Source organism: Bdellovibrio sp. HCB185ZH, from assembly GCF_047302455.1.
In the GTDB taxonomy this organism is placed as follows: Bacteria; Bdellovibrionota; Bdellovibrionia; order Bdellovibrionales; family Bdellovibrionaceae; genus Bdellovibrio.
Genome location: NZ_CP178624.1, coordinates 2320093 through 2346137, shown reverse-complemented (window position 1 = coordinate 2346137; position 26045 = coordinate 2320093). Strand labels below are relative to the sequence as shown.

Below are 26045 nucleotides of genomic sequence, written 5' to 3'. Positions count from 1 at the left end.
CAACTTGATTGGCTTTCTGTGGGGGATTTCGAATGTTTCGTAGAGACAGGTCTATAAATCATAAATGCGTCTCTGGCTTTTCCGCTCTTGAGATGATGGTTGCGATCGGTATCCTTGCCACGATCTTCATTCTAGCAATGCCTTTCTTTAGCCAACAAGGGAAAATTATCAAAGAGATGAGAACGTCTGCGAGCTGTCAGGCGGTTCTGGACACGGCCTTCTCGAGAATCAATTCTTTCGGAAATTCTTTAGACAGTTATCAACCAAAAATTAATGCGTCGATGGCGAACACCACAGGCGCCATGGCAGCTGGTTCCAGGGTGTTTCTGCCGCCCGATATTCCCGTAGATGCTTATGCATTTGATCCCGATTTTAAAGCTCAACGAAACAAAATGTTTGATCTGGCCCCGGGTCGTATTTTGTATTCAACAAATCCGGGCAAACAAATCAAGATTCCGCAAAATGGTGGAACAACCAAGAATGTTCCTATTCAACATGACGGTATCACACTGTATACGCCACTCTTGCTGAAGGGTTCGATGGAGTACTTGGCCACGAAGTATAATTCCGGCTATTGCTCTGCATTTTCTCCTGTGACACTGTTAACAAGTGTGGACAGTCAAGCTTTGAACAATCAGTTTCAAGGTGGTCTTAAAAATTTAAATATCTCGATGAAAGTGAATCGTTACGATCTGGCTTCAAATAATGCCAGTGGAAATTGCGGCACATTCTGGCCAAGACCCCGCAACGGTGGCCGAACTAATGTTACTTATGAGCCGCAATTTGGTTATTCGCCAACGACTCGTCAGATTATTGGAATTTTTCCAAGCTGGATGGATGATAAAGATGGTTTCCGCGTCACACTGAGAGCGAATTTTACGAATGACAAAGGTCAATCAGAAACCTGTGAAGGCACGAAAAACTTTTCTTTGCCGGAAGATAAGCAAAATGTCGTCGATTATTTTTACGACGTAAACTACGTCAAGAACTCGGCTGCAGCACCGGGTGCTATCGTTGATAACTACAGCCGTATTAATGGACTTCGTAAGGGGACTGAGTGTTCAGGTAAAACCGATTGTTTGGGACATCCTTTTGAAACGATCCTAACGAACTTACAACCATGGAATAACAGCCCTAAGTGGCCCGAGAATCGTGATCGACCGCTCTGTTCACAAACGCCCGCGAACTCGATGAAAATGGTGATCACGTTCCGTGTTTATAATACGCAAAAAGATGGTGGTGTGATCCCAATGTGTATGGATACTTCTTACCAGTGGTTCAAAGGAACTTCAGGTAATTGGTGCCCAGGCTCCTACAATGGTGGAGCTGAAACTAGCTTTGATAAATCTTGGGATACGCGTTACACAGGTTGGGTTCCTTGTGAGCAAATGCAATTTTGTAACTCTCGACCCGATCGTGTCGAGGTTACTAAATCAGCTGACAAAAATTTTAAATTTCCAGGGCTGAATGCCAATCAACCTTACGTAGAATACAAATATATCTATGACAAGATTTCAGGAGATAAAGCCAATCCCCGTATGTGGGGTTGCGAGATTAAATTTGGTATTGCTTCAATCGACCTGGCAGGAAATTTAAGTTACGTACCTGCGCAAGAAAAGATGATGGATTCGCCAGGTATTGCTGGAGACCGTCGGCCTCCCATAAAAGAAATCAATCCCCACGTCTATTTCAAACCTCCTCCTTGTTACACTTGTAACTGTAAGCCATGTAAAGGTGGTAAAGGTCTTTTCGGTGGTTTGTTTAACTGGATTCTGTTCGCTGTGTTAGTCATCGTATCTGCTGGTACTGCATTTGCTTTGACGGCATTGATCACGGCGGCAGTCATCGCGGGAGCTACCGCAGGTGTGATGTGCTATAACGGCGGTTTAGGATGTAGCTCTGACGGCGGTAAAAACTATGCTCCGGACACGTCAGGAGGAAAATACCGATCCTGCGATGATAGTAATAATGGCTGTAAGTGCGGTAAGAAGTGTAACATCATCAGGCCGCCAAGTCCTGGTTGGTCATCACCTCTGGATGATGCGATGGATATTTCACAGCTGGAAAAGAACTCTTGTGTGCCAGGAAATACTTTCTATGTGGATAACACGGCATACACGAGTTTGAATGGTATTAAGCCACAGTTTGGATACAAAACTTCCAAAGGTGCCGGTAATGGATATGAATACAACATGGATCCAAACGCTAAAGTCACTCCAGGTGATGAGCTCCTGTATTCTGTATTCGATTCTAAGAACAAACAATTCTGTTATGCAGCTGTTCGCTGTTCTGCGGGTAAATTCCAGGCAATTAAGGAAAGCAGCGAAATAACAGGCGACAACAATCTATATCCATTGATGGGATGTTTCCCTGTTAAAGTCGGAAAAAGAATTACTTTTAATAGCGGAAGCCCGGGTATTGCCCAGGGCGGAAATGCATGTTTGGAAGTTCAGTTTAATAAGGGCCCGCAAAATCCCGCGAATTTAAAACTGTGGAAGTGGTCTGACTATAACGAACAATGCAGTGTGACTTCTTCGACGGGATCGCTATCAACTGATCCGCGAGTAGTTGGTGGATTCTGTCCTACGACTTCCACAACAGTTATTGCCGGTGCTCAGTATAGTAATACAGGTGCGGGATGTTCTAATCCGACAGCAGATCCAAATGACCTGGTGGGAGTGAACTTCGCTTGTAAGGATACGAAAATTTATTGGGATCCTTGCGCAAATACTTCGACTAATTCCAAAAACGGAACGATGAGCTGTGCGAAGTGGTGCTATGCGGATTGTAAAGTTCCTGATTACGTACCAGAGCATCCGTGGTTGGATGCTCCACACAATGTTCAGCGCTATTACGAAGACATGGGATCAGGCGACGCCGGATTGCCGTTCTGCACGATGGACCGCACGTTGTTTGATGCTAATCTGTAAGTATGTCTGAAAAAAGCACGAGAATTTACGGTTTTGATATTTTAAGAATCGCCACGGTGATGGCGATTCTTTATTTTCACGTCTGGCAATATACGTTTTTTCAAGATGTGATTTCGCTTCCACCAGAAATATCAAATTATCATAACCTTACAGGTTGGGTCGGTGATGTCTTTAAGTACGGTGGGCTGTTCATCGTCGCTTTAAGTTTCTTTTTGATTGGTTTGAAAGCGCGTTCTCAACACAAAATGAGATTCTTCGTATTGATCGCGGGGCTTATAGGTTTGCAGGTTTCTACGGCGGATAATCCGATGGATCCGACGACGTGGGACTGGGACGTCTACTCGTACTTAGTTCTTTCGTATATCCTTGTGCTAGCACTTCCGCGCAAGGCGATATTGCGATGGCCATTTGTTGCGGCAAGTATCGCGCTGTTATGTATTCCATACGAACAGTATGCGCCATTATTGAATATTCCAGAAGCCATTCAGTTTTCCGGTTGGAATTTGATGCCATGGTTGGCACTGCCAGTATTGTTTCATTCGGCTGGAGTTTTGTGGTCTCAAAAAACACCGGGCTTTTTTCAAGCGATGCACAAATGGGAGTGGCCCGTGTGGGTTGCTTTGATTGCGTTGCTCTTTGTGATTACGCCTGACTATGGACCTTTCCCTGCAGGGCCGGGGTTTGAAGGTTACGTGTTTAAACAGAAACCATTGATGTTTTGGAAGCACTTTATCGTCTTTGCATTTTTGATGAGGTTGAGTTTAGACCCTGTCATAAATTCCGCTCTTGCAAGAATCAAAGGTATGTCGCAGTTTTCGAATCTTGCTTGGAACAAACACCTGGGCGTTTCGTACTTTATGCACTTGGCATTATTACCAATGGGACAACACTTAATGGAGTTCTGGGGCCATTTCCCTGGAACATTTGATTGGCTCTGGTTGTTTATTTTTATATCCGTGGAAATCATTGTGCGAGCCATGTTTGCGATGCGCTTAACGGTGAAAGCAAAAGTTGCTCAACTGATGCGATAGTTACTTGCCGACTGGAACGGCGATCACTTTCAAATAGAAGTGACCTTTTGTGGTAGAAAATGGGATTAGCATACCCGCTGATCCCTGCTTGCACTCGATCATACTGTCAGCACCAATCAAAACTTTTGGTACAGTCAGCTGGACACCAAAATTTGTGATCTCAGATTTCGCATTACCAAAGATGATGTTGTTAATCTCACCGACGGCATCTTGGTTTTCAGCGTTCAACTCTGTCTGCTCTTCCATCAACATTGTCGAAACGACTTCCAGGTAGCTCGCTTTATCAAAAGAGATAGCAAGATATCCCTGGTAAGACTGAGACTTGATTTCAACGACAGACGAGATTTCACCCTTGAGCGCATCGTGGGGAGATTTCGTTTCAGGTTTACCCATCGTGATATTCTGAACGCCGAATTGAGCAAAGACGTTCATCGTGGCTTTGATCACGGCATTTATGACTCGAACATCCACTGCATATTTAGCTTGAGGCGAAGTTGCTGCCGCTGGAGCTGCAGATGCAGGAGCGGGTGCTCCTTGATTCAGACACTTTACCATTGCATTTACCAGCTCATCCGGATTGATCGGCTTTTTTAGCAAGACACAGCTTTGCAAAGTATCGGGAAGTTCTGAACTTTCTTTTTGCGTGACAACGATTAGATTTGCGTCCTGGGTATTCTTATAACTATGAAGACCATAGACAAAGCCACCATCCATTAAGCGTGGCACTTCGGTGTCGATCAGAACCACATCAAATTTTTGATTTTCAGTTTTGATGGCAGCTTCTGCGCCATCTTTCGCGCGAACCACAATCGGTGCGACATTAGAATCACGGAAACGATCGCTCAATGGTTCACGCACTAGATTCTCTAGGCCCGAATTGTTATCAACAATGAGGATGGTTTTTCTTGTCTTCATGGTTCGATCCGCTCAAGTTCTTTCTGCAAGGGTGAGGGAATTGCATGAAGATACCTGTTTCCCAATTAAGATATCGGCTTCAAGCAAAACTACTTTAACATTCTGTAATTGATCCGATTTGGTTTAAATTTCTCAAATTGAGACGCCGCCAAATGCGATTGAATCATCTCATTTCGAACAAATCTGAATTTATTCGGGCTTTTTGGGCGGTGTTTTTCTGGGAAATTGGAAATTGGAAGATTAGAGGATTTTTTTTGCCTGGCAAAAAAAATGGCGGAGAAGGAGGGATTCGAACCCTCGGTACACTTTTGGTGTACGAGCATTTAGCAAACGCTTGGATTCAGCCACTCTCCCACTTCTCCGCAGGCTACTTTTTGAGCTGAGACGTTAAATTGCCATAGCCCGCCCCCCAAATCAAGGATTGGGGGCCTTATAACGGGGTGCTTTTTGCAAATTTCTTTAAGAATGCTTGATTTTTTGATTACTGCGGCTTAAACATACGTCTCTTTCACAGTGCACTCGTAGCTCAGCTGGATAGAGTACTTGACTACGAATCAAGTGGTCAGAGGTTCGAATCCTCTCGAGTGCACCATTTTTTCCCCAATTTTTCTTATAAAAATCAATACCTTAGAAAAAAGAATCGCTATAGACTCTGTTTTGCAACGGAGGAATTATGGGTTTTAAATTTTGGCTGAAGGTCGCTTTCATGATCGGTTCTTTTGGACTGGTGATCTATGGAATGCAGCAATTGCGATCCTCCGAATTTGCCCGTGAGGCACAAAAAGATGACAGCGCCTTATCACTTCTTTTGGGTGGTGAAACTCGCCCGCTGAATTGGTGTTTGCCAGAGACGAAAAAGGTCGAAATCCTCTCTGAAAAAGGAGAGGTTTTGAAATCTCTAACGAGTGCTCAAGATATCAGTTCGGTGTGCGAGATCTTGATTGGTCCGATCTCCACAGATGTGGTTCAAAAATCCCAATTTAACCGCCGTTTGGTTGCTTCTGACGCCAAAGGCACCACTAAAACTTTGGAACAAGCGGCCAACTCACCATATTTTAGAGCGGATGAGATGCCTATGAGCTCCGTGATGCTGGAAAAAGTCCTGCAGCGCCTGTTGCAGCCCTGATTTCTGTTTGACAAGATAGGCCCAAAATAATAGTTTGGCTTTCACCGAAACGTTCAGAAGTAGCTCAGTCGGTAGAGCAAGCGGCTGTTAACCGCTGGGTCGGGGGTTCGAGTCCCTCCTTCTGAGCCATTTTTTCTTACTTCGGTAAGACACCAAAACCAGCCTTGAGCTGGTTTTTTAGTTTCTGGTCACATCCTGTTAAATACCTGTAATTTCTAAAGATATACCGAAACGATGCCCCTGATTGGCACTGTATTTCGGCTATACAGTCGCATCCCATTAATAGCGTTCTTATTGCTCCTCGCATCCTATTTTGGGGGCACAAAAGCTGCACTCTTGCTCCATGCAACCCCTTTAAGCAACTTTAACCATTGGAATTTTCAAGGACCACTCATGAAAACATTCCTTGTGAGCTCGACCGTCACTTTTGTTCCTGGCAACTATGAGGGATTTATCAATCACCTCGCAAAGAGCGATCGGGTGCATGGACTGATATTAGTTGAAAATCGCGATTGGAAAATTGCTGCGAAAGCACTGCTACTAATTATTTCGCTAGCGGCACCTCGCATGGGTATGCATCTTTTGAAAAATTATTTTGGCAAATCAAACGCGCGCAAAAAAGAGATGTTTGAAAAACAAGGAAAAGCATTTCGAATTGTTTCGGATATTAATTCCGTTGAGACTTTGAACTTCATCCAAAAAGAAAATGTTGAACTGATAGTTAACGCTCGCACGCGTTCTTTCTTTAAAAAAAATCTTTTGAAAACTCCACGCTATGGTTGCATCAACATTCATCACGGGCTTCTTCCCGAGCAACGCGGCCTTATGTGCGACTTCTGGGCTCATATGGAAAAAACATCGTTTGGATTTTCGATTCATCAGATGACTTCCAAGTTGGACGATGGACCGATTCTTCATGTTGGTGAGGTCAAGACCTCTCCTTCAAATTATATGACATCTATATTTGAAGGGTCTTTAATAGAATCTCAAGCGATTGAAAGTTTACTTAAAGATCTCGAGAAGAATAAAGCTTCAGAGAATATTTTTTCTGGGTTGGAAAATATCAAAACAGAAAAAACAAAATATCGCAGCAATCCTGGTTTGATGGATTTTTACAAACTTCAGTGGAGAGGTACTAAAATATGAAAACCATCTTTGCTCTTCATGGAAACCCGGGTGCCCCACAAGACTGGTCATTGCTGCAAAACTATAATGCGAAAATTAAAGCTGTTGATGCTTATTCAGATGATTGGATTCGCGAAGTTCAACAAAGCACTGAAAAAGTGATTTTACTAGGTCACTCGTGGGGTGCTTATCGTATTTTGAAGGCATTGCCGAAGATCGCAGCCCACGTTGAGAAAGTAGTGTTGCTGGCTCCTTATGTAAATATTGAAAGACCTCTTTCAGGAGTGGCGCAAGCTCTTTTAAAAACGCCATGGATCGGTGAGAAGCTGATTCAAGGTAATCATAAGAAAAGCAAAGACGGCTTTTTAAATGATTTGATCTATCCATTCAAAGTGGAAGGACTTCCCTACTATAAAGAAATTGAAAATCGCATGCAGCATTGGCAGATGTGGCAGAAAACGGCCCTTGTAAAAATGCAGATGCAAGCAAGTCCGTTGACGGCATCCGATATCTGCCAGACACCGATTACGGTTATTTACGGCAACGACGATAAAATCAGCAGCGCAGATTCTCAGAATCAAATTTTAAAACAATATCCAAACATCACCACCCAACATCTAGATAATGCAGGTCACGGCATGCTGTGGTCTCATCCGGAAATGATTTCGAAGGAGCTTTTAATGACATCCACAAAAATCGGATATCACGCTGGCGAGAAGGAACAGAACAATGTTATCAGCTATATGGAAAAGCACTTGCGTGAGTTTCCAGAGCGCATAGCTTTGCGTTGGGCTCGCCGCGAATCATTGATGCAGTGGAATGGCGATCCGAAAACTCCGTTTCAACATGATGAAATTAACTATAAAGACTTTTCCACACGTATTTCCTCATTCGCTCAAGGTTTGATGGATATCGGGATTCAAAAGGGTGACCGAGTTATTATCTTTTTGCCGATGAGCCTGGATATGTACACGGCGATGTTCGCGGTTCAAAAGATTGGTGCAATTGCCGTGTTCTTGGATTCCTGGGCACGCTCGCATCACTTGGGTGCTTCTGCTGAATGCGTGGGCCCCAAAGCCATGATCAGCTTTAAGATGGCATTTGATCTGGTAGATCAGGTACCGGAATTTAACTCCATGCCGATCCGTATTCTTTATGGCCCCGGCGAGAAATTCACTCACAAGTTTGAAACCTTGTTGAAAGCTCCGACTTCTCCGGTGTGCCCGGTGGAGTCTGAATTTTCAGCTTTAATTACTTTCACAACGGGTTCTACGGGTAAGCCAAAAGGTGCAAACCGTACTCACCGTTTCTTGTCTGCACAACATCACGCCTTGTCGCATGTGATTCCCTACACGGAACAGGACCGCGACATGCCTGCGTTCCCGATTTTCAGCTTGAATAATCTGGCTTCGGGTGTGACGACAATTTTGCCAGCCTTGGATTTGTCCGCTCCCTCAGAGCGTGATTCTGCGATTTTGGCCTGCCAAATTATCAATGAAAATATCAATTGCACGACACTTTCTCCGTCGATGCTGGTGGGCCTTGCGAAATTCTGTAAGGAAAAAGGTATCGTCTTAAACAAACTTCGCCGCGTGGTTACAGGTGGCGCTCCTATTTCTAAAGATGACGTAAAAGCCTTCTATGAAATCGCCCCACAAACTGAGCTGTGGATCTTATACGGCTCAACAGAGGCCGAGCCAATGGCCCATATCGAAGGCCGTGATATGTTGAAGGAATCAGGGCAGAAGGATCCAGAAATCATCGAAGAAGGTGTGAACGTCGGTCACATCAGTGAAGACGTTGATTTTAAATTCGTTATCAGAAAAGACGGCCCTATTGAGTTGAACAATGGTTCATGGACTGGCGTTGAAGTAGCTAAGGGTGAGGTTGGTGAGTTCATTTGTACGGGCGATCACGTGTGCCGCGAGTACTACAATAATGAAGCGGCCTTTAAGACGACAAAAATTTTAGATTCAGAAAATCGCGTGTGGCACCGTACTGGAGATTTGGCTTATATCGATCAAGATAAAAACTTGTGGATCGTGGGTCGTGTGAATAATGCGATTCAAAGAGCTGGTAAATACTATTTCCCGGTGACTGCTGAAGTTTTATTGAAACGAATGCCGTTTGCTTATCGTTGCGCGTTCTTGGGAATGGCTGATGATAAGCTGGGTGAAGCGACTTTTGCGGCGATTGAGCTTAAAGGTGATATTGATAAGGCGACTTTTGATTTCGAAACGGCTCGTAAAGAAATTCAGCGTGTGTTTGGAAAAAATGGCATTCCTTTGGATAAAATTCTTTTTGTCGACAAAGTGCCTATGGATCCGCGCCATCACTCTAAAGTCGAATATAAAGTCCTACGTGACCAACTTTCTCAACCAGGAGTTGTGATTGCGTAATTGGCTGATCCTTATCAAAGAACGCTTTAGCCCGTTCCAATATATTCCTATGATCGCCGCCTTTACGGTGGCGAATGGTTTGTATTTGGTGAAAACAGAAAGCATCGAGTGGAATTGGAGCCGTTTTACTATGGCTTTTATTCTAATGCTGTCGTTCTTTTTCAGAATGCGTTTGTTTGATGAAATCAAAGATTATGAAGTAGATTTGAAAATCAATCCCACTCGCCCCTTGGCTCGCGGTATTCTGTCGGTCACTCAAGTGAAGCATGCATTGATGATGCTGATCCTGCTTGAGTTGGCGGTTGCATCGCAATTGGGATTACCAAGCTTTTTGATACATGTCCTGGGTATAGGTTATAGCCTTTTGATGTATGAAGAGTTCTTTATAGGAGATTTACTTCGTCCTCATCTGACAACCTATGCTGTTTCTCACACTTTTGTAAGCGTACTTTTAGGCGTGTCTGCAGCTGTTGGTGTTGCGGGAATTACGGACCTTGCTACGTTATCGAAGCATGCTGCCTTCTTTTTGATGAACTGGTGTTTCTTTAACCTCTTTGAATTTGCCCGAAAGACCTTCGCTACTGAGGAAGAAAAAGAAAACGTTCCAAGTTATTCAAGTATCTTTGGAACTAAAGGTGCGTATCTTTTGTCGATCAGTCAGGTAGTGTTGGGCTTGGCGCTTTTAAGAGTTCAGTTTGGTGAATTCTTATTGTGGCCAGCTGCTCTCGCGGTCGTTTATTTGGTTGCGACTATTGCCTATTTAGTTAAACCGAAAGCGATAAACGCAAAACTTTTCCGCGGTGGCACAGGTGCCTATTTGCTGGGTCACTTCATCGTTATGTCTATTGTGCTAGGAGCATAAAATGTTGGTCACGAAAAAATCCACATTGTTATTTGCGAAGAATGAATCGGGCGGAAAAGGATACAACCTTTATTTAATGTCTCAAGCCGGTGTGCCCGTTCCTGAGTGGGTGGTCTTTGGTAAAAAATATTTTAACGAGTTTTTAGATTCCAAGAATATTCGTGCCGCTGTCTCTGCGAAAGTGGATCAAGTTATGGCGGGTTCTCTATCCCCGGCTCGGGCTGAAAAAGACATCCTGGAGATTTTTGATTCAACAGCTGCGACTGAATTCTTAAGTCAATCTGTGGACCAGGCCTTAACTATGTTGAGCCAAAGCACGGTATTTTCTGTGCGCTCTTCAGCGGCGGATGAAGACAGTGTTTCTCATTCTTTTGCAGGTCAGTTAAGCAGCTTTCTTTACGTCAGTGGTAAAGAGGACATTTTAGATTTTATCAAAAAGTGCTGGGCGTCGGCTTTCAGTGAACGGGCCTTAGTGTACCGCCAGGAAAACGGGATTGATCTTAAAAAGATTTCGGTATCTGTCGTTTTGCAACGCATGCTTGATCCAGATAAGTCAGGTGTGATGTTTACCTGTGATCCGGTTGCGAAAAATCTTTCGAACTTTGTGATCTCGTCTGTATTCGGCGTAGGAGAAGGCCTGGTTTCAGGTGCCTTGGATGCTGATTCCTATTGGTTAAACTCCACAACAGGTGTTTTGGATAAAAAAGAGATTGTTGAAAAATCAGAGCAGATGAAAAAATCTTCCTCTGGGCACTGTCAGTTGTTGCCAGTGGATGAATCAAAGAAGAACGCGTCTTCGTTAACGGATTCTGAATTAAATGACCTATATAAATGGGGAATCAAGATTCAAAATAGCTATCATCGTCCTCAAGATATCGAGTGGGCGATTCAGGACGGAAAACTGTATATCCTGCAAACTCGTCCTGTGACAAATCTGGAATCAGATTTAGTGGGTTATCCAAACCTTTGGGATAATTCCAACATCATTGAATCCTATGGTGGATTAACATCTCCTTTGAGCTTTAGCTTTGCTTTAAGAAATTATAAAGCAGTGTACGTGCAGTTCTGTGAAGTGCTTGGCGTGCCTTCTGAGATCATCAAGGACATGGATAACTATTTGTCTTACATGTTGGGATCTATCAATGGTCGCGTGTATTACAACTTATTCAACTGGTATAAACTTGTCGGTGTACTTCCGGGTTTTAAGCAGAACCGTGAATTTATGGAAACGATGATGGGAGTTTCCGAGTCTTTGACCGATGAAATCGCAAATCGTATCAAGCCGCACCCGTCTTGGGATACGCCATCAGGTAAGCTTCGTCAGATGGTGACGGGTTTCAACTTTATTAAATATCATTTTACGATTCAGACTGTGGTCGATGACTTCTTAAAAACTTTCCATCGCGATTACGATAAGTACCGCGCAATGCCTCTTAAAAGAATGCGTGGAGATCAGTTGATTCAGATCTATGCAGAACTTGAAAGAAATATGCTGGGTCGCTGGAAAGCGCCCATCATTAATGACTTCCTTTGTATGGTCCATTTTGGTTTGCTTAAAAAGCTTACGAATAAATGGCTTTCGGGTTTGGATTCGACAATTCAAAATGACCTGCTTGCCGGTGAAGGTGGGCTCGAGAGTGCCGAACCGACGAAGGCTTTGCTTCGCTTGGCAAGTATCGCCGCTAAGAATCCTGGTTTGAAAACATTGATAGAAACGACGGATCCTAAAGACGGTCTGGAAGCTTTGAATCAGTCAAACTTCGAAAACTTCTATCACCTGGTGTTGGATTATTTAGATAAATACGGTTTCCGTTGTATGAGCGAAATGAAGCTTGAGGAAATCGATTTGTTAACGGACCCAAGCTATTTGTTTGTTTGCTTAAAGAACTATTTAAAAGCTGGAAAAGTCGAAATCCATGACGATGCTCATGAAAAGTCTTTGCGCTCGCAAGCAGAACAAAAGGTCGCGAATCATTTGTCGGGCTTTCGTAAGACAATGTATTTCTGGGTGCTGAAGCACGCTCGTAAAGCCGTGAAGAATCGTGAAAATACGCGTTTTGCCAGAACTCGTATTTACGGAATTGCGCGGACGATCTTCCAGGCAATTGGCGAAGATTTAGCAAGCTTAAACGCTTTGGAAAATCCTCGTGATATTTTCTGGCTTACGATCGAGGAAGTTTTCGGGATCTACAATGGTACTTTGCCGGCGTTCAATCTGAAAAACTTCGTAGCACTTCGTAAAAAAGAATACGAAGGTTTCACGGAAGATACAGATCCAAGGATCATGACTCGTGGAGCGGCTTACTGGAATAATACTTTTGTAAAGCCGGTTGAAGAGGCTCCACTTGATCCTAATGCGACTTACGATCTGAAAGGTCTGCCCTGTTGCCCAGGTATTTTAGAGGGTGTCGTGAAAGTCATCCTGAACCCTGGCGACAACTTGGATTTGAATGGCGAAATTTTGGTGACGGCAAGAACAGATCCAGGATGGGTTCCATTATATCCCGCGATTTCAGGGTTGCTGGTTGAGCGTGGCAGCTTGCTGTCGCATTCAGCGATCGTAGCGCGTGAGATGGGTATCCCCGCGGTCGTCAGTATTCCTGGTTTGACTAAGACCTTGAAAACCGGCATGCGCATCCGTATGGATGGCAAAGCCGGTACCGTGGAAATTCTAAGCGAATAATCGGCTAGGATTTTTTATAGATGTGAAATTGATAAACGCCTGTGCCGTCAGTTTTAGAGGCCCAGGCGTTTTTGTCTTTAAGCTCTTGCCAACCTGTTAAATCCATTTCTTTTGCGGCACGCATGAAAGAACGGATCACCATGCAAGTTCCGGCCGGGTTTTCTTTATTCAGTTTTTGCAAAACCTGATTCGCGTCTTGATCGCTTAAGTAAGAGATCGTGTCAGAGAGAGAAATGAAGCTGTATTTTTGCTTAGGCAAGTACTCCAGCAAATTACCCAAAAGATAGTTCACCTTGGTGTTCGATTTTTTTACCGCTTCAAAAACATGGTGGTGAGCTTCCAAGGGAAGACCTTCTTCGTGACGGATGCTGCCCAAAAATAGAATCTGCATAAAATAGTTCTTACGAACCAGTTGGGTGCGGAAAATGCGATCGAACTCTTCCACGATAAATTGGCTTGGTGGACGAGATTCTGTTTTATGACCATCGCTCCCGCTAAAATGTCCTTTATAAAGAAATTTATTAAAGACAAATTCACTTGCGGCCACTTTGATAAAGGTATTCCAGCGGATTTTCGGCCAGTGTTTTTCATAAAGTTCAATTTGCTCTGTCAAACTTTGAGCCTCAAATACTTTTGAAAAGTCGCATTTAAGCACTTCGCGAAATAAATAGCCCAGTTTTTGAAAATGAGATTCCCATCGACCCAGTAAAATAAATCCATGGGGAGCCCAACCACTAGTGCGTTCTTCCCAGTATTTTTTGGCGTCGTCTGATAGATTCAATTTTTTGAACATAGCTATGCGATCGTCGCCCGTGTCGTTTCCAGATTGTAAAGCCCCACGATAACCCATAAAGAACAGGTATTCTTCGTACGTTAGCGACTTCATGCTTTGAAAGCGCAGCTCGCAAAGATAATTTTGGCTCACTGACATATCGATCACATCCAGAACCGCTGGATTTTTTGCAATCAAAGGCATGCAGCGTGCCCCGGAACCCGCAATACTAAATACACGGTCGCTGTTTTCTGGAAGAAGATTAAACTCGATCCGAGTATCCTCGTTGGACAGAGTGTAATTTAAATCGGAAAAATATTCGCTCGCCATCGTGTCCTCGCTTCTAAAAAGGTAAATTTCCGGTAACTTCAAATCTGATTCCAGCAACAGAGCCACCGGTCATATTTTTATAAATTGTAAAAAGGCTGTCTTCGGTACCTTCGTAGTATTGGACGAAACCAGTTAGGGTGAACCAATCAGTTATGTTGTACCCGTAACTTAAACTTGCAAAGGCATCTTGATTGATTGAGTTATAATACACTTGCGCCTGCAGATCGTGACGATTGGGATTCCAGACCATGCTTACATAGTAGAGAGCCTTGTAGTCGTGTGTGTTCGTACTAAATCTGCCTGAGTCATAGAACGTGACCATCGGAAGAATAACAAAGTTCCCCAAAAATAAATCAACACCTAAAGATCCAAAGTATTCGTCTTCGTAGCCGGGTTCGGCGTGGACCGAATAATCGCGACTTCCACCAAGCTCAATTTTAGGCACCGCTTTTTCAAAAGCATAATTCGCGGTCATCCCGTAAACGTTTTTCATTGCAGCTCGCGCAGCAAGCGCGGTGAAGCCAATCCCCTTGCCATTGATTTTTATTCTGGCGCCGTAACCCGACTTGCCATCGTCTTCGTATGTCATCGTCTCTGGCAGAGGTTCAGGATAGTAGGTCTGCGCAAGCTGACTTATCCCCACCAAATCCAAACCGAAAGTTTCGGATTCATAGGAATAGGAAGCGCCTTGAGAATGTGTCAATTGGTCGGCAAAGGGATCAAAGAATAAGCGATTGTAACGGCGTCCTGTCCACACGTCTAAGGATGGAACCACCCAGCTGTCGCTCCAGCGCATGGCTTGTTGACCAACTCTGAAATAGGAGGAGCCAGCTCTTAATTCTACATAAGCTTCTTGCAAATAGCCGCGGTGGGGAGATCTTCGCTCTTCAGCATTCTGTGCATAGTCAAAATCGCCAAAGCCGTCGGCGAAAACTTTGAAGCGACCTGCCTCCGCATTCAGTTTTGAATGCAGCAGCAGGCGATTGGCCATCTCTTCCTTGTTTTCACCACCGATATATTCATATCGAGAGCTTAAGGTGAGATCAGCACGGGCAGAAAAGGAGGCTAACAATAAAGCCCCAGTGAGCCAAAGCCTCACTTCATGCTTTCCATATTGCGAGTTGTGAAAAAGCTGTCGTCAAAAGTTTTGGGCTTCATGCTTTTGATACGAATGTAGCTGACCTGTTTGTTCACGTCCTGAATTTTAATAGTTGTCGGACGAACAGCGCCCGCAATGCTTTTATAATCTTCGAACGACGCCCTCTTAAGAATGGTTTTACCATCCAAACCCAGGTAATCGGCGCGCAAAGGTTGAGAGTTTGATTTTTTTAACCACAATCGAATCCAAGCATAAGTTAGATTTTCTTTGGAACCTTTAAGCAGCAGTTGTACTTCGTTGGCATTTTCAGATTCTTTAGTAACTGTGTAATCGCCAGCCCATCTGGTTCTGGAAATATCACCATTTGCAACCTGGCCAGAAAGCTTTTGTGCTAAGGACAGACGCATGGATCTTTTCAAGTTAGGGATATACGCGTGAAAATCACGATCCAACATAAGCATGTTGCGACCTTTATCGCGCGCCGGCTCTTTGGTGATGATCATTGTTTTATCCTGGCCTTTTAAAGAAACATCAAAAACAGAAGTTCCTTCTGGAGTTTCCACTTGGATCTGCATTTCATAGGAATCTGAAGGATTACGAATTTTATCTGCGGCTTGAACCATTTGTTCCGGAGATGCGGCATTCGCTGTGAGTGTTGAAAAAGCCAGACCGAAGATAATTAGTTTAGCCTTTAGGATTTTCATGATGATCTCCACAATTTAAATATCTATACTATTCGAGCCTCCTCCACTTTAACCTTCCGTATTCAAAGGAGCAAACTGTGAGTGCGCTATACAGACTTCAAAACCTAGATTACTCCTACGAGTGGAATAAACAAAAAGTACCCGTTTTGAAAACCTTGAATATCTCTTTTGATGAGGCCTGTTTTTGCTGCATCGTTGGGCCCAGTGGATCAGGAAAAACAACTCTTCTAAATCTTTTGGGATTATTAGATGCCCCGACAAATGGCCAAATCATATTTGGGGGTAAAGATGTGGGGAACCTTCCAGAGAGTGAAAAAGAAAATATTCGTCTGCATCAGGTGGGCTTTGTGTTTCAAAGCTTCTATCTGATTCCTACGTTGACGATTTTAGAAAACACGTCTTATTTCTTGCCCTCGCTGGGTTACTCCTCAGTGGACGCCAAAAAAACAGCATTAGAAACTTTGGATTTATTGGGAATTGCGAATCACGCTAATAAAAAACCGTTAGAGTTATCTGGTGGTCAACGACAGCGCGCTGCCATTGCGCGGGCGATTGCAAAAAAACCTGCTGTCGTTCTTGCCGATGAACCTACGGCAAACTTGGACTCGGAAACTTCAGAAAAAATCATTGGTGCATTCAAAGAACTTCAAAAGTCCCAGCGGACTAGTTTTATTTTCTCTACGCACGATTCTCATCTGGTTAAATACGCCGAAACGATCTACCACATCAAAGACGGTCAAATTTCTACAGGAGCATAATTCACATGACAGAGATTTTTAAAATTGCCTGGAGAAATCTTTTCCGCAATCCCCGCAGAACGGCCGCAAGTTTATTAACTGTTTGTTTGGGTGCAGCGGCACTTTTGATCTATCAGGGCTTCAACAGCGGGATTATGAATCAGTATCGCGAGAATACCATCCACGGTTATTATGGTTTTGGTCAGGTTTTCCCTAAAGGTTATTATGGAAAAGTATTCGAACAGCCATGGAAAATGTGGATTGAGAATCCGGAGGAGGCCGAAAGAAAACTTTTGTCAGCACCTGGTGTAGAACAAGTTTTTCCTCGTCTGTCATTTTATAGTTTTTTGGCAAAGGGTGGAATCACACTTGGTGGTCGGGGCGAAGGAGTGTTACCGGAACGGGAAAACAAATTCTTTGATAAGATGAACTTTATCTCTGGCGGTGACCTTAAAGACGAAAGTGAAATCATTCTTGGAAAAGGCCTGGCTGATTCTTTAGACGTTAAAGCGGGTGATACACTGACTCTTTTAACTCAAACAATCAACGGTCAGCTAAATGGTGCCGATTTAAAAGTTGCCGGTGTTTTTCATATGGGGATTAAGGCCATCGATGATGGTTACTATCGTCTTCATTTAAAGCAGGCTCAGCGCCTGCTGGATACTCAGCGTGTGGAACTGTTCTCGCTTGCGACGACGGGTGTGGATCATTGGGATGAAGTTGCTAAGAACATCAATCAAGCCGATCCAAATTTAGAACCCGTTCGCTTTGAGATTCTGGATAAGGTTTACTATCAAAATTCGGTGGACTTTTTATCGGCCCAGTTTGCCTTTATTCGTATGATTATCTTATTGATCGTAGCACTAGGAATTTTCAATACCATCGCAGTCGGTTTGCTTGAGCGTGGCGGCGAGATTGGTGCGTTAAGAGCGAATGGCGAAAAGCGCAGTCGTTTGTTTAAAATCTTGCTGCTGGAGAATTCATTCTTGGGATTATTCGGTGGAATCTTGGGCATATTGCTGGCACTGCTTTGTACAAAGACTGTCTTGGCATCGGGAATCCCGATGCCTCCAGGCCCAGGGATCACTCGTCAGTATTTGATCTTCATTGAGATTCAAGGAAGTCATTACGTGCAGGCATTGCTATTGCCGATGTTTACCGCAATCATTGCCAGCTGCTGGCCGATCTTTAAGCTTTTGCGCAGATCCATTCCGGAATTACTGCGCTCGACATAGATTTATCTTTTTAGCAGGGCCAGTTGGCGGGTTAATTCAAATTCACGATCGGTGATAACACCCATGTGACCTTGGATTTCCGCCAGCTCCACGCCATGCTTCCTTGCCATCTTATAGATCTGCTTCACTTTGTCCCACTCGATGTCACGGCCCATCGTGAAGGATTCGTGACGACCTTCCATTGCAAGCAGTGCTGTTTCCGCCAGGCACGCGTAAACAGTTTTCCCTGGCAATCCCAAATCGCAAGACATTTGCATGGGTCCCGGCAAATTCACTTCGCCGGATTCCATAATCAACACGTCAGGACGTTTTCTGACGTCCTCCATTTCAAAATCCAACGGACGAGAACAGTCGGCGACAACACAACCTGGTTTTAGCAACATCACGTCCACGATTTTTTGGTCGAAAGACGAAGTTGCCGTTAACAGTGCATCCGCTTGAGAGGCCAGTTCATTGGCATTCGTTGAAAGAATAATCTCACAGTTCGGAGCGATTAGACGAATCTCTTCACGCAGCTCTTCCAGACGATTCATTCTTGGAGCGACCAAGCAAAGTTTTTTAAAAGTGAGGGCAAGAAGCTTTGCCGACACCTTTCCGATGGAACCCGTCGCCCCGATGACCATAGCCATGCCATTCACACGGTTGTCACTTGGGTCGATGGAAACGAAGCCCATTTTTCTGACGGCTTCGTTAAGGCCCCACAAAGTGGCAGAAGCACTGAGACTATTTCCCGTCGTAACTGGAATCGGACTATTCTGATTAATCGTGATACCTTGGTCCCCTACAATTTTCGTGTAGGCGCCAAGACCTGCGATCTTTGCTCCGCGAACGGCAGCGTCGTTGCAAATGCCTTCGATTTGGCGATAAATCACTTCAGGATCAGATTCTTTTAACACTTTAGGCGTTGCCATCAATCCATAGATGATACCACTGACTTCCTTGCCGTTATGTTGGCTGATGACGTGTTTGATTTCTCCATAAACAATTGGAGGTGCTTTAGAAATCAAACGGTCAAATGGATCATTCCATGATTTTGGCATTTGTTTTAAAATTCCAAAACCCGGGATACGAGTGAAGTCGTTATGAGACAGTGCATGTACAACGAAAGCGAAATCAGGTGGCTGTTCTTGTTTAAGCTTTCCTTTGACGAAGTTAATTCCTTTAGAAACCTTAGCTTGAGTCGAAATCTGGCGCGTTGTCGTATATTGGCGAGCAACGTCGCGAACTTCAGTCTCAGTCGCAAGAAGTTGTTCCCATTCTTCGTTCGAAAGAGGTGCTGTTCTGTTATGACTTAATCGAAGCACGGCGTCCAAGATCGAATAATTCATATAGGGACTGACGTTAAATTCTTCCGGGAAAAGATTGATGATGGATCTTGGCTCGTATTTTTTTAGCTCTTGTTCCATCAAAGGATGATGGGACCAGACGATCACGTCTTTGTTGCGAACAACGTCGGCGCCAGAGTCATAAAGCAAAATAATTGGAAGATCACCGCAAACGTATTGCAGGTGTTCGGCTTGCGAAACTAAAGATGAACGCATCATCTTCTGAAATTTGTTTTCCGCGAATGGAGTGTTGTGGCGAAGGTCGCGCATTGTTGCGAAATTAAGCGCCGTTTTAGTAACCGTCTTAAGTCCTTTAAAGGGACGAATAACAAAGGGTAGACCTAAAAGTGCGAAGGCATCACCCATGTGAACGGATTTTGGATAACGATCGCGGAGAAACTCCTCTATTTCCAGACTTAAAATTGCAGTCGGAAAGAAAACTCCCTGTTCCGGTTGAATCTTTCCTTGATCAATCATTTTTACCAGTGAATTGATGTTGCCAATCTCACGAAGACCCGTGCCATCACAAATAGGCACTGACGACGGTAAACCCATGATCTCAAGGTACTGACTGTGAACATAGCTTTTGCCATCCATACGAATAACAGGAGGAAGGCTTGTCAAAGCAAATGCATCCACTTGATCCCGCAGACTTGTGATCAATTTCTTCATCAGGTCGACAGAAAACTGCACACCGAAACGTTGGACTTCAAAGTGGTTTCCACCATATTCAAATTCGAAAGAGGCATCCCAAAAGGGACGACCGAAACTAATCTCTGCGATGCGATATGTACGTTTCATAACCTCTCCAGAATATAGCTTCGTAGTCTTTGAACTCGGGACACCAATCTGCTCCTAAAACTGCTTCCGTATCGCTGGCGTCGTATTTAGGAAAATGTAAAAGATAGTTGAGTTCTTCTTGAGGAAACTTTAGCGCCAGTTCAGAAACCGTTTTCAACAAAGTTTCAGGAACTTTATCCACCAGTTTTATGCCTTTGTGGCGAATATTTCGATTCTCCAAAGTGGATTTATAAAGATCTTCGATATCAAGTCCATGTTTGGGAGTGATATGAAAGCTTCTGTAAGAGGTATTTTCTGGATTCAACGACCAGTCACAAAATTTAGCAATGGCTTCGGCTGCTTTATCTACAGGAACCAAAGGCAAGGTTCTGCCAGCGGTTCCCGGCAGAGGTAAAAGACTTGGAAATGCTTCAACAACTTTTTTAAGGCGATCGAAAGCAACCGGGGCGTGGTAGGGACCATCGATGCGCTGAATTTCCCCGCTCACTGTATCCCCGACTAAAACTCCCAGGCGGAAATTAACCTTCAAGCGGAATTCATGATTCCAATTTTGAATGGTTTTTTCGGCTAAGGCTTTAGACTCTGAATACGGATCGGGGAAGGCACTTGAAAAATTTAAATCGTAGGGCTTTACCGAAGCCAACTTTGAATTTACGGCCGCCGCAACAGAGCTCGTATTCATGAAGACAGGAATGTTTAAAAGGCTTGCGACTTTAAGGGCCGTACCTGTTCCTGTGATGTTGTGGTGAAAACATTCTTCGTGAGTGGCCGTCAGATCATACAGACCAGCCATGTGCAAAAAGATATCAAACTTTTCAGCTTTCAAGGTCTCGATATCTAGCCCTGCATTCCATTTGCGCAAGTCACCTTGAACTTCCGAATTACCCGAACGAGACATCACATAAACCTGAAAATTTTCACGCAGCAACGGAACAACTTTCTGTCCCAGAAAGCCCGTACCACCCGTCACCAGAATTTTCGGTTTGGATTTGTTTGTCATTTTGCCGCAACCACGATTGGTAAGAAACGGTGCAAGCATTTTACTGTAAGCTCGCTGACACCTTTATGTAGAACTTCACCGTCACCAAAAAACGTTAGTGGTCGTTTTGAATTTTTAGTCTTTAATGAGAACTCTTTCAACTCGTAGGACTTTGAATAGGGAAGTTTCGCAGCCGTACCACGGCGGATATTTAAAGCGGTGCGCACGTGTTCAGCTTGAGAGCTGGATTCAGAGATTAACAAGTTCATTGTGCCATCAGTGTTTGATGTAAATGGAGCCGGAGTGAATGTGGAGGCCACATTTGGCTGATTATTCACCAAAATAATAGGCGCAGTTGTTTCGAATTTAGATTTATGAGGGATATCAACTTCCAAATTCCAGTCCGTTGGATCCCACGTACGAATGGCTTCTAATGCCATCATCGAATAAATTTGTGGGCCCATTTTCTTAACCATGGAGTAACCCTGTTTTGCCAGGAACTTAAAGGCCAAAGTTGCTTTAGGACAGTCGGATCTTTGTTGCAAGTAGCTGCGGAATTCGTTCGACATCTCCGCCGTCATTGCAGGCAGTCCCAGACCGCCATTTGTAAGCATATAAGATTTTTTGCCATCACCAGTAACTTCAATCACGTCGATATTTTTCGTCGTGCCTTCCAGGATATTGCGAACTGCCTGGTGAATTTTAGTAGAAATACCCATTCTTTCCGCAAGGTCATTGGCAGTTCCAGAGCGTACCAGAGTCACTGGTGGCATATCGAATCCCAATCTTTCGTGGATGCGAATCATGGTTTGGAAAGTTACGTTGATCGTGCCATCACCGCCACAGATGATCAATGCGTTGGTTTTATTCAACATTTCATGGGCTAAAAAGAGGTCTAATTCTTCAAGAGTTTTCGGGGCAGCGAAATGCAAATCACAGCGGAAAAGAGCTTCTCGCACAATGGCTTCCACTTGCCCTTGATTGGAGGACCCTGCCTTTGGATTGATAAGGATCGAAACTCTCATTAAATACCTCTATTGGATGCTCCACTAATTTGCATGATGTGTGCCCCTAACCGGAGGCACGGTCACGCAATAGTTTCTAGATGGGGAACTCTAGGTGTATTAAAGTTAGACAGGGTGACGGTCAGGGCTGATCAACAGCCAGTATCGGAAACTGATTGTAACCATTTGAAAAGACTATTGAGTCAGGTTTTCGCAGGTTAAAACAAGTACTGAAGAGTTATACCAGAGGAAATGTAGTACTGAACATCGCGGTTGGAATTGTTAAACATCGCCGTTAAACCGTTATCAAAAATACGGATTCGATAACCGATACCGAATCCACTTGGTAAAAACGTATACGTCGTACCAAACTCAAGGCCATAGCGAAATGCCGTTTCGTCGTAATAGCCCTTAGAAGGATACTTGCTGGGGGATCTCATAAAGTACCGGTCTGTATTCAGCGCATAGACACTAAAAATTCCAAACTGCAAAGGTCTCCATATGTTGCCGTGGGTGGGAGTGTTCCAGCGAGAATAACGATAAGCCAGATTTGCTTGATAGAAAATCTCGTTATCAATTCCGTAGCCGCCCAAAGTCACGTCCAAAGCATGTTCTGGAAGCCACTCGTAACTTGTACCGGCGGCAAGGGTTCCCATGAAGCCTGCGCGCTCTAAAATCACGCGCCAGTCACCTGCCTGCGCTGAGTTACTCCAAACGAGAGAAAATAAAATTAGGGCTTTAGCGAAAGGCTGCAATCTTCCTCCAAAGTATCCATTCGTTTCACACAAAACTGTTTTGTTGAAGTATCAATTGTAACAATCAACCAGTGCGCTCCGTATGAGCCGTCAGATCGTCCACACTGTAATGTAATAGTGCCGTTGTCAGTTCCCAGACTGTAGGTGTGGTTGTGACCATTAAAGACCACTTTGACTTTCGCGTTAGTCATAACTGCATCCATGTTGGCAGCATCATCGTCATGAAAACGTTCGGGGTCACGGAGGGGTGTATGGGTAAAAATTAGAACATTGTTCGGGGCTGACGAACCTGTTGCGGTTTCTTTTAACCAAGCTGAATCAAAGTTTTCAGGACTTTCCAGATTATTTGAATTAAAAAAAATAAATCGGTAATCGCCACGATCAAAATACATATTCAAAGGACCAAATGCTTTTTTGAAAAGCTCTGGACCGGCACCGATGGTGTCGTGATTGCCAATCGCCATCACGCTGATACCCTTCAGACGGGAAATCGCCTCGATGAAAGAGTCGTATTCCAGGTTGTAAGCTGAATTCGTGTAATCACCCAGGCCTGCGGTAAAATCGAAGGGTTCATTTTGATTGATGCCGAAGGTGACCTTATCAATCGCCTTATAGTTTTGGTGAGGATCAGATAAAATCGCCAGACGAATTTTTCCATCTGCATCTACCGCACCAATGCGATCGATATTTTGGGCGTTCAGGTTTCTTTCCGGACGAAGAAGTGCATCTGAAAATGGTGAGTCAACAAAGGGAGCGCAGGAACTTAATGTCACAAAGAACGTAAAAGATAAGAGGATTTTTATCATAGACGAAACTCCACAGCCAATCGGCCATACAGGTCTGCCTTAATCGATTGAGTTTTCGCATCGGGATGATAGAGGCGGTCTGTTTGATAGATGCGGCGGTCGCCAGAGCCACCGAGTGCGAACGTGACTTGCGTCGATTCCGTCACATCACGAGTCAAGTAGGCCTCAGCCAGAATTTCCTGATAATAGAGTCGGTCCTCTTCATCAATACGCGCATCCAAAAGAAAGGATCTGACCGTGAATGCTGTATAGGCACCGATAGTGGTGCGATCGCCCATATCTTTTGAAACGCGTAAGTTTGTTCCAAAAGGTGTCGTAAAGAATTGTCCTTTCCAATCCTCTTTAAATGTCCAATCAACTTTTACGTAGGGAAATCCGAAGGAAATAGTTTTATCTTCAAGCTCGTAGGTCATGCCGAAATAAGGAAAAGGCTTTCCATTGTAAAGTCCCCGATTCCCCGATTGATCAATTCCCAGAAGCCAGCTGTGATTTTCAATTTTCCCGGTTCGATATATCAGGGCCCCGTAAAAATAATTATTGCGAGGAGAAGCCCATGGACTGTCACTTGCCGTCGCATAGGCAGCAAAGACGCTCATAGAGCCGCCATCTGCAAAGTTTTTTCTGACACCGAAACCAAAGATCTGATTGCTTAAAGAGTTCGCGATGAAAACACTCTGATCACCAAGTTGAAAATCGGCGCGACCTAAATTGAGTTCTTCAAGGTAAAGCAATGCCGAAGCGGCCCAACTTTCTGTATGTAAAAGCGGGATACGAATGCTGCCGCCCGAGATACGCACCGGGGAGTTTTTGTATGTATAAGGTGACGTCCATAAATCCGATCGTGAATCGAGTAAGACTTCAAGATTCTGTTCGTGAATAGTCGGAACAGTGCCCAGGGGGCCTGCGACAGCGGTGGATTGTTGGATTAGAAATCCTGCGAATATGATTGAAAATATTTTGAGCACTTTTAATTCTTAAATTCGCAACACGACTGAGTCATCTGAAATATCACATCAGTGTTTTATAATACATCTTGTACCCCAAATTTCTTTTAGTTAGCATTTCACACTACATGAGTTGTTTTAAATTTTTTGCCAAATGGCTGTTGAGCTTGTTAGTGGTGGGACTTGTTGCTTGCGCAGATCAGGGTTCATCCTCTCCGGCGATTCCATATAATGAAAATCAAAATAGCGGGGATAATCCTGAGATCATCGAGTATGCGCGTGGGTCTATCAAAGGCCGCGATTGGAGCTATGTTCAAGGTCGCGCCGTTATTTTTAAAAGAAATAATAAGAACTTTTTGGAGATTCGTCTTTGGAATGAACGTTTCGATAATCCTTGTGCTGTTGCAGTAGGAACAAACACGCAAGTCCGGATGTATGCACCCTACTCTGAAGGCACTTGGAGAATTGATCCTTTGGATCCCTTTTCGTTAATTCCGACGGTTATATTTTCTGATTACTCTGCCGGGTCTCATGCGCGAGGAAACCTGATCGCCGATCAAGGGGCTATATCAGTGAATACTATTAAGAAAGATATGGTCAGCGGAGTTGTGCAGGGGCGCTTTACACCTGCGGGTGTGGGTGCCACACATATATATGGAAGATTTAGTGTTCCACTCTGTACGCCCTTATTCGGCTCATATTGACACAAAAAGGCTCTAACAATCCTCCAAGTCCCGTATATTGCTTATGAACCCTAAATAGGCCGGGCACAAACATTGAATTCCTGGAACCCGAATCACGTATGTTGGAATTTGGAGGATTGATGAACCCTGTTAAGCACCTTTCTTTGGTGGCCGTTATTTGTGTGACTGCAACAGCTATGTCTGTGCAGGCGGCAGCCCCATCGAAACAATTCATCATTCCCGTGCGTAACGCTGTCGCCGCTCCTCAAGCTCAAGCTCAAGCTCCAAAATTTAAAAGTTATCGCGAGTGGAAAACTGAAATGGTTAGCACCGCTCAAATGAAAGTAACTTATTTAAAAACCCAAATTGATTCTAAGAAAATGAACCGTCGTGCAGCTTCAGGCACAGATCCTAATCTTGCGCGCGGAAGAAACAGCCTGGAAGCGGTGGCCTCTCAGGATATCTCTGTGGAGAAAATGGAAAAGCAACTTCGTGAAGAACAGTATGACTTAGAAGTTGCTAAAGACTTGTCAGTGACAGATTATTTCGCGGGTTACTTGACGAAAGTTCCTGACAAAAAAGCGGCTTTCAAGGAAGTGGCTGGAAAGCTTTCTCCTGAAGAAGTGGCTGAGTTAATGAATGCCTATGCGAACTCCGTTTTTGGCGCCCATGCGTCAGACCTTCCTGCAAGTGCCACCAACACTAGCAAAGAGTCAGTTCGCTAACTGGCTTTTCCCTCCTAATTCCCCTACAAATCGTCTTAGCTTTGCGCGTTAAAGGTGCGGAGCTGCTGGTTTTCG

At 44.1% G+C, this 26045-nt stretch carries 21 protein-coding genes and 3 tRNA genes; 13 read left to right on the top strand and 11 right to left on the bottom strand.

What is annotated here, in order from left to right; all coding sequences use genetic code 11:
* Positions 1 to 32 precede the first annotated feature (32 nt).
* Together ACLSU7_RS11500 and ACLSU7_RS11495 are read left to right on the top strand one after the other, a co-directional pair.
* Positions 33 to 2930 carry a hypothetical protein gene (locus tag ACLSU7_RS11500; protein WP_413292035.1) on the top strand — a complete coding sequence of 966 codons (2898 nt, stop codon included), beginning with the start codon at positions 33 to 35 and terminating at the stop codon, positions 2928 to 2930.
* A gap of 2 nt (positions 2931 to 2932) precedes the next feature.
* Positions 2933 to 3961, top strand: a complete 1029-nt coding sequence (locus ACLSU7_RS11495) for a hypothetical protein (protein WP_413292034.1) — start codon at positions 2933 to 2935, stop codon at positions 3959 to 3961.
* Here ACLSU7_RS11495 and ACLSU7_RS11490 read toward each other — a convergent pair whose 3' ends face one another.
* Entirely contained in the window at positions 3962 to 4876 is a 915-nt protein-coding gene (locus tag ACLSU7_RS11490; RefSeq protein ID WP_413292033.1) for a chemotaxis protein CheX, read from the bottom strand.
* A gap of 271 nt (positions 4877 to 5147) precedes the next feature.
* Positions 5148 to 5238 (bottom strand) — tRNA-Ser (locus ACLSU7_RS11485).
* 153 nt (positions 5239 to 5391) lie between these two features.
* Here ACLSU7_RS11485 and ACLSU7_RS11480 point away from each other — a divergent pair.
* The 7 genes from ACLSU7_RS11480 to ACLSU7_RS11450 all read left to right on the top strand — a co-directional run bounded on the left by ACLSU7_RS11480 (position 5392) and on the right by ACLSU7_RS11450 (position 13071).
* Positions 5392 to 5468 (top strand) — tRNA-Arg (locus ACLSU7_RS11480).
* A gap of 81 nt (positions 5469 to 5549) precedes the next feature.
* Positions 5550 to 6002, top strand: coding sequence for a hypothetical protein (locus ACLSU7_RS11475; protein WP_413292032.1), 453 nt, complete (start codon positions 5550 to 5552; stop codon positions 6000 to 6002).
* A 53-nt stretch (positions 6003 to 6055) separates the two neighbouring features.
* A tRNA-Asn gene (locus tag ACLSU7_RS11470) sits at positions 6056 to 6131 on the top strand.
* A gap of 105 nt (positions 6132 to 6236) precedes the next feature.
* A complete protein-coding gene (locus tag ACLSU7_RS11465; RefSeq protein ID WP_413292031.1) occupies positions 6237 to 7148 on the top strand; it encodes a formyltransferase family protein in 912 nt (303 codons plus the stop codon).
* Positions 7145 to 9526, top strand: coding sequence for an alpha/beta fold hydrolase (locus tag ACLSU7_RS11460; RefSeq protein ID WP_413292030.1), 2382 nt, complete (start codon positions 7145 to 7147; stop codon positions 9524 to 9526). The genes ACLSU7_RS11465 and ACLSU7_RS11460 overlap by 4 nt, the downstream gene beginning before the upstream one ends.
* Positions 9519 to 10388: a UbiA family prenyltransferase gene (locus tag ACLSU7_RS11455; RefSeq protein ID WP_413292029.1), complete on the top strand. Its 870-nt coding sequence runs from the start codon at positions 9519 to 9521 to the stop codon at positions 10386 to 10388. Before ACLSU7_RS11460 ends, ACLSU7_RS11455 begins: the two co-directional genes overlap by 8 nt.
* A gap of 1 nt (position 10389) precedes the next feature.
* The gene (locus ACLSU7_RS11450; RefSeq protein ID WP_413292028.1) at positions 10390 to 13071 is read left to right on the top strand and encodes a phosphoenolpyruvate synthase; all 2682 of its coding nucleotides are present in this window, start codon (positions 10390 to 10392) and stop codon (positions 13069 to 13071) included.
* Positions 13072 to 13075: 4 nt separating this feature from the next.
* On the opposite strand, the gene ACLSU7_RS11445 is transcribed toward ACLSU7_RS11450, so the two are convergent.
* The 3 genes from ACLSU7_RS11445 to ACLSU7_RS11435 are packed head-to-tail and all read right to left on the bottom strand — an operon-like array spanning position 13076 to position 15976.
* Positions 13076 to 14173 carry a DUF3419 family protein gene (locus ACLSU7_RS11445; protein WP_413292027.1) on the bottom strand — a complete coding sequence of 366 codons (1098 nt, stop codon included), beginning with the start codon at positions 14171 to 14173 and terminating at the stop codon, positions 13076 to 13078.
* Between the two features lie 13 nt (positions 14174 to 14186).
* On the bottom strand, positions 14187 to 15245 hold the full coding sequence (locus tag ACLSU7_RS11440) for a hypothetical protein (RefSeq protein ID WP_413292026.1): 1059 nt from the start codon (positions 15243 to 15245) through the stop codon (positions 14187 to 14189).
* Positions 15246 to 15268: 23 nt separating this feature from the next.
* Entirely contained in the window at positions 15269 to 15976 is a 708-nt protein-coding gene (locus ACLSU7_RS11435; RefSeq protein WP_413292025.1) for an outer membrane lipoprotein-sorting protein, read from the bottom strand.
* A gap of 77 nt (positions 15977 to 16053) precedes the next feature.
* Between ACLSU7_RS11435 and ACLSU7_RS11430 the strand changes: the two genes are divergently transcribed.
* Both ACLSU7_RS11430 and ACLSU7_RS11425 read left to right on the top strand, forming a co-directional pair.
* Entirely contained in the window at positions 16054 to 16734 is a 681-nt protein-coding gene (locus ACLSU7_RS11430; protein ID WP_413292024.1) for an ABC transporter ATP-binding protein, read from the top strand.
* A gap of 5 nt (positions 16735 to 16739) precedes the next feature.
* The gene (locus ACLSU7_RS11425; RefSeq protein ID WP_413292023.1) at positions 16740 to 17948 is read left to right on the top strand and encodes an ABC transporter permease; all 1209 of its coding nucleotides are present in this window, start codon (positions 16740 to 16742) and stop codon (positions 17946 to 17948) included.
* Between the two features lie 2 nt (positions 17949 to 17950).
* On the opposite strand, the gene ACLSU7_RS11420 is transcribed toward ACLSU7_RS11425, so the two are convergent.
* The 6 genes from ACLSU7_RS11420 to ACLSU7_RS11395 all read right to left on the bottom strand — a co-directional run bounded on the left by ACLSU7_RS11420 (position 17951) and on the right by ACLSU7_RS11395 (position 24583).
* A complete protein-coding gene (locus ACLSU7_RS11420) occupies positions 17951 to 20074 on the bottom strand; it encodes a dehydrogenase (RefSeq protein WP_413292022.1) in 2124 nt (707 codons plus the stop codon).
* A complete protein-coding gene (locus tag ACLSU7_RS11415) occupies positions 20043 to 21113 on the bottom strand; it encodes an SDR family oxidoreductase (protein WP_413292021.1) in 1071 nt (356 codons plus the stop codon). Before ACLSU7_RS11415 ends, ACLSU7_RS11420 begins: the two co-directional genes overlap by 32 nt.
* Positions 21071 to 22078: a diacylglycerol/lipid kinase family protein gene (locus ACLSU7_RS11410; protein ID WP_413292020.1), complete on the bottom strand. Its 1008-nt coding sequence runs from the start codon at positions 22076 to 22078 to the stop codon at positions 21071 to 21073. The genes ACLSU7_RS11415 and ACLSU7_RS11410 overlap by 43 nt, the downstream gene beginning before the upstream one ends.
* A 197-nt stretch (positions 22079 to 22275) precedes the next feature.
* The gene (locus tag ACLSU7_RS11405) at positions 22276 to 22812 is read right to left on the bottom strand and encodes a hypothetical protein (RefSeq protein ID WP_413292019.1); all 537 of its coding nucleotides are present in this window, start codon (positions 22810 to 22812) and stop codon (positions 22276 to 22278) included.
* Complete coding sequence (locus tag ACLSU7_RS11400) at positions 22788 to 23618, bottom strand: metallophosphoesterase family protein (protein ID WP_413292018.1); 831 nt, start codon at positions 23616 to 23618, stop codon at positions 22788 to 22790. The genes ACLSU7_RS11405 and ACLSU7_RS11400 overlap by 25 nt, the downstream gene beginning before the upstream one ends.
* Entirely contained in the window at positions 23615 to 24583 is a 969-nt protein-coding gene (locus ACLSU7_RS11395; protein ID WP_413292017.1) for a hypothetical protein, read from the bottom strand. Before ACLSU7_RS11395 ends, ACLSU7_RS11400 begins: the two co-directional genes overlap by 4 nt.
* A gap of 107 nt (positions 24584 to 24690) precedes the next feature.
* Here ACLSU7_RS11395 and ACLSU7_RS11390 point away from each other — a divergent pair, with 107 nt between their 5' ends.
* Positions 24691 to 25266 (top strand): hypothetical protein, encoded by a 576-nt coding sequence (locus ACLSU7_RS11390; RefSeq protein WP_413292016.1) that lies wholly within the window; start codon positions 24691 to 24693, stop codon positions 25264 to 25266.
* 119 nt (positions 25267 to 25385) lie between these two features.
* Positions 25386 to 25970 (top strand): hypothetical protein, encoded by a 585-nt coding sequence (locus tag ACLSU7_RS11385; RefSeq protein ID WP_413292015.1) that lies wholly within the window; start codon positions 25386 to 25388, stop codon positions 25968 to 25970.
* Positions 25971 to 26045: the final 75 nt, after the last annotated feature.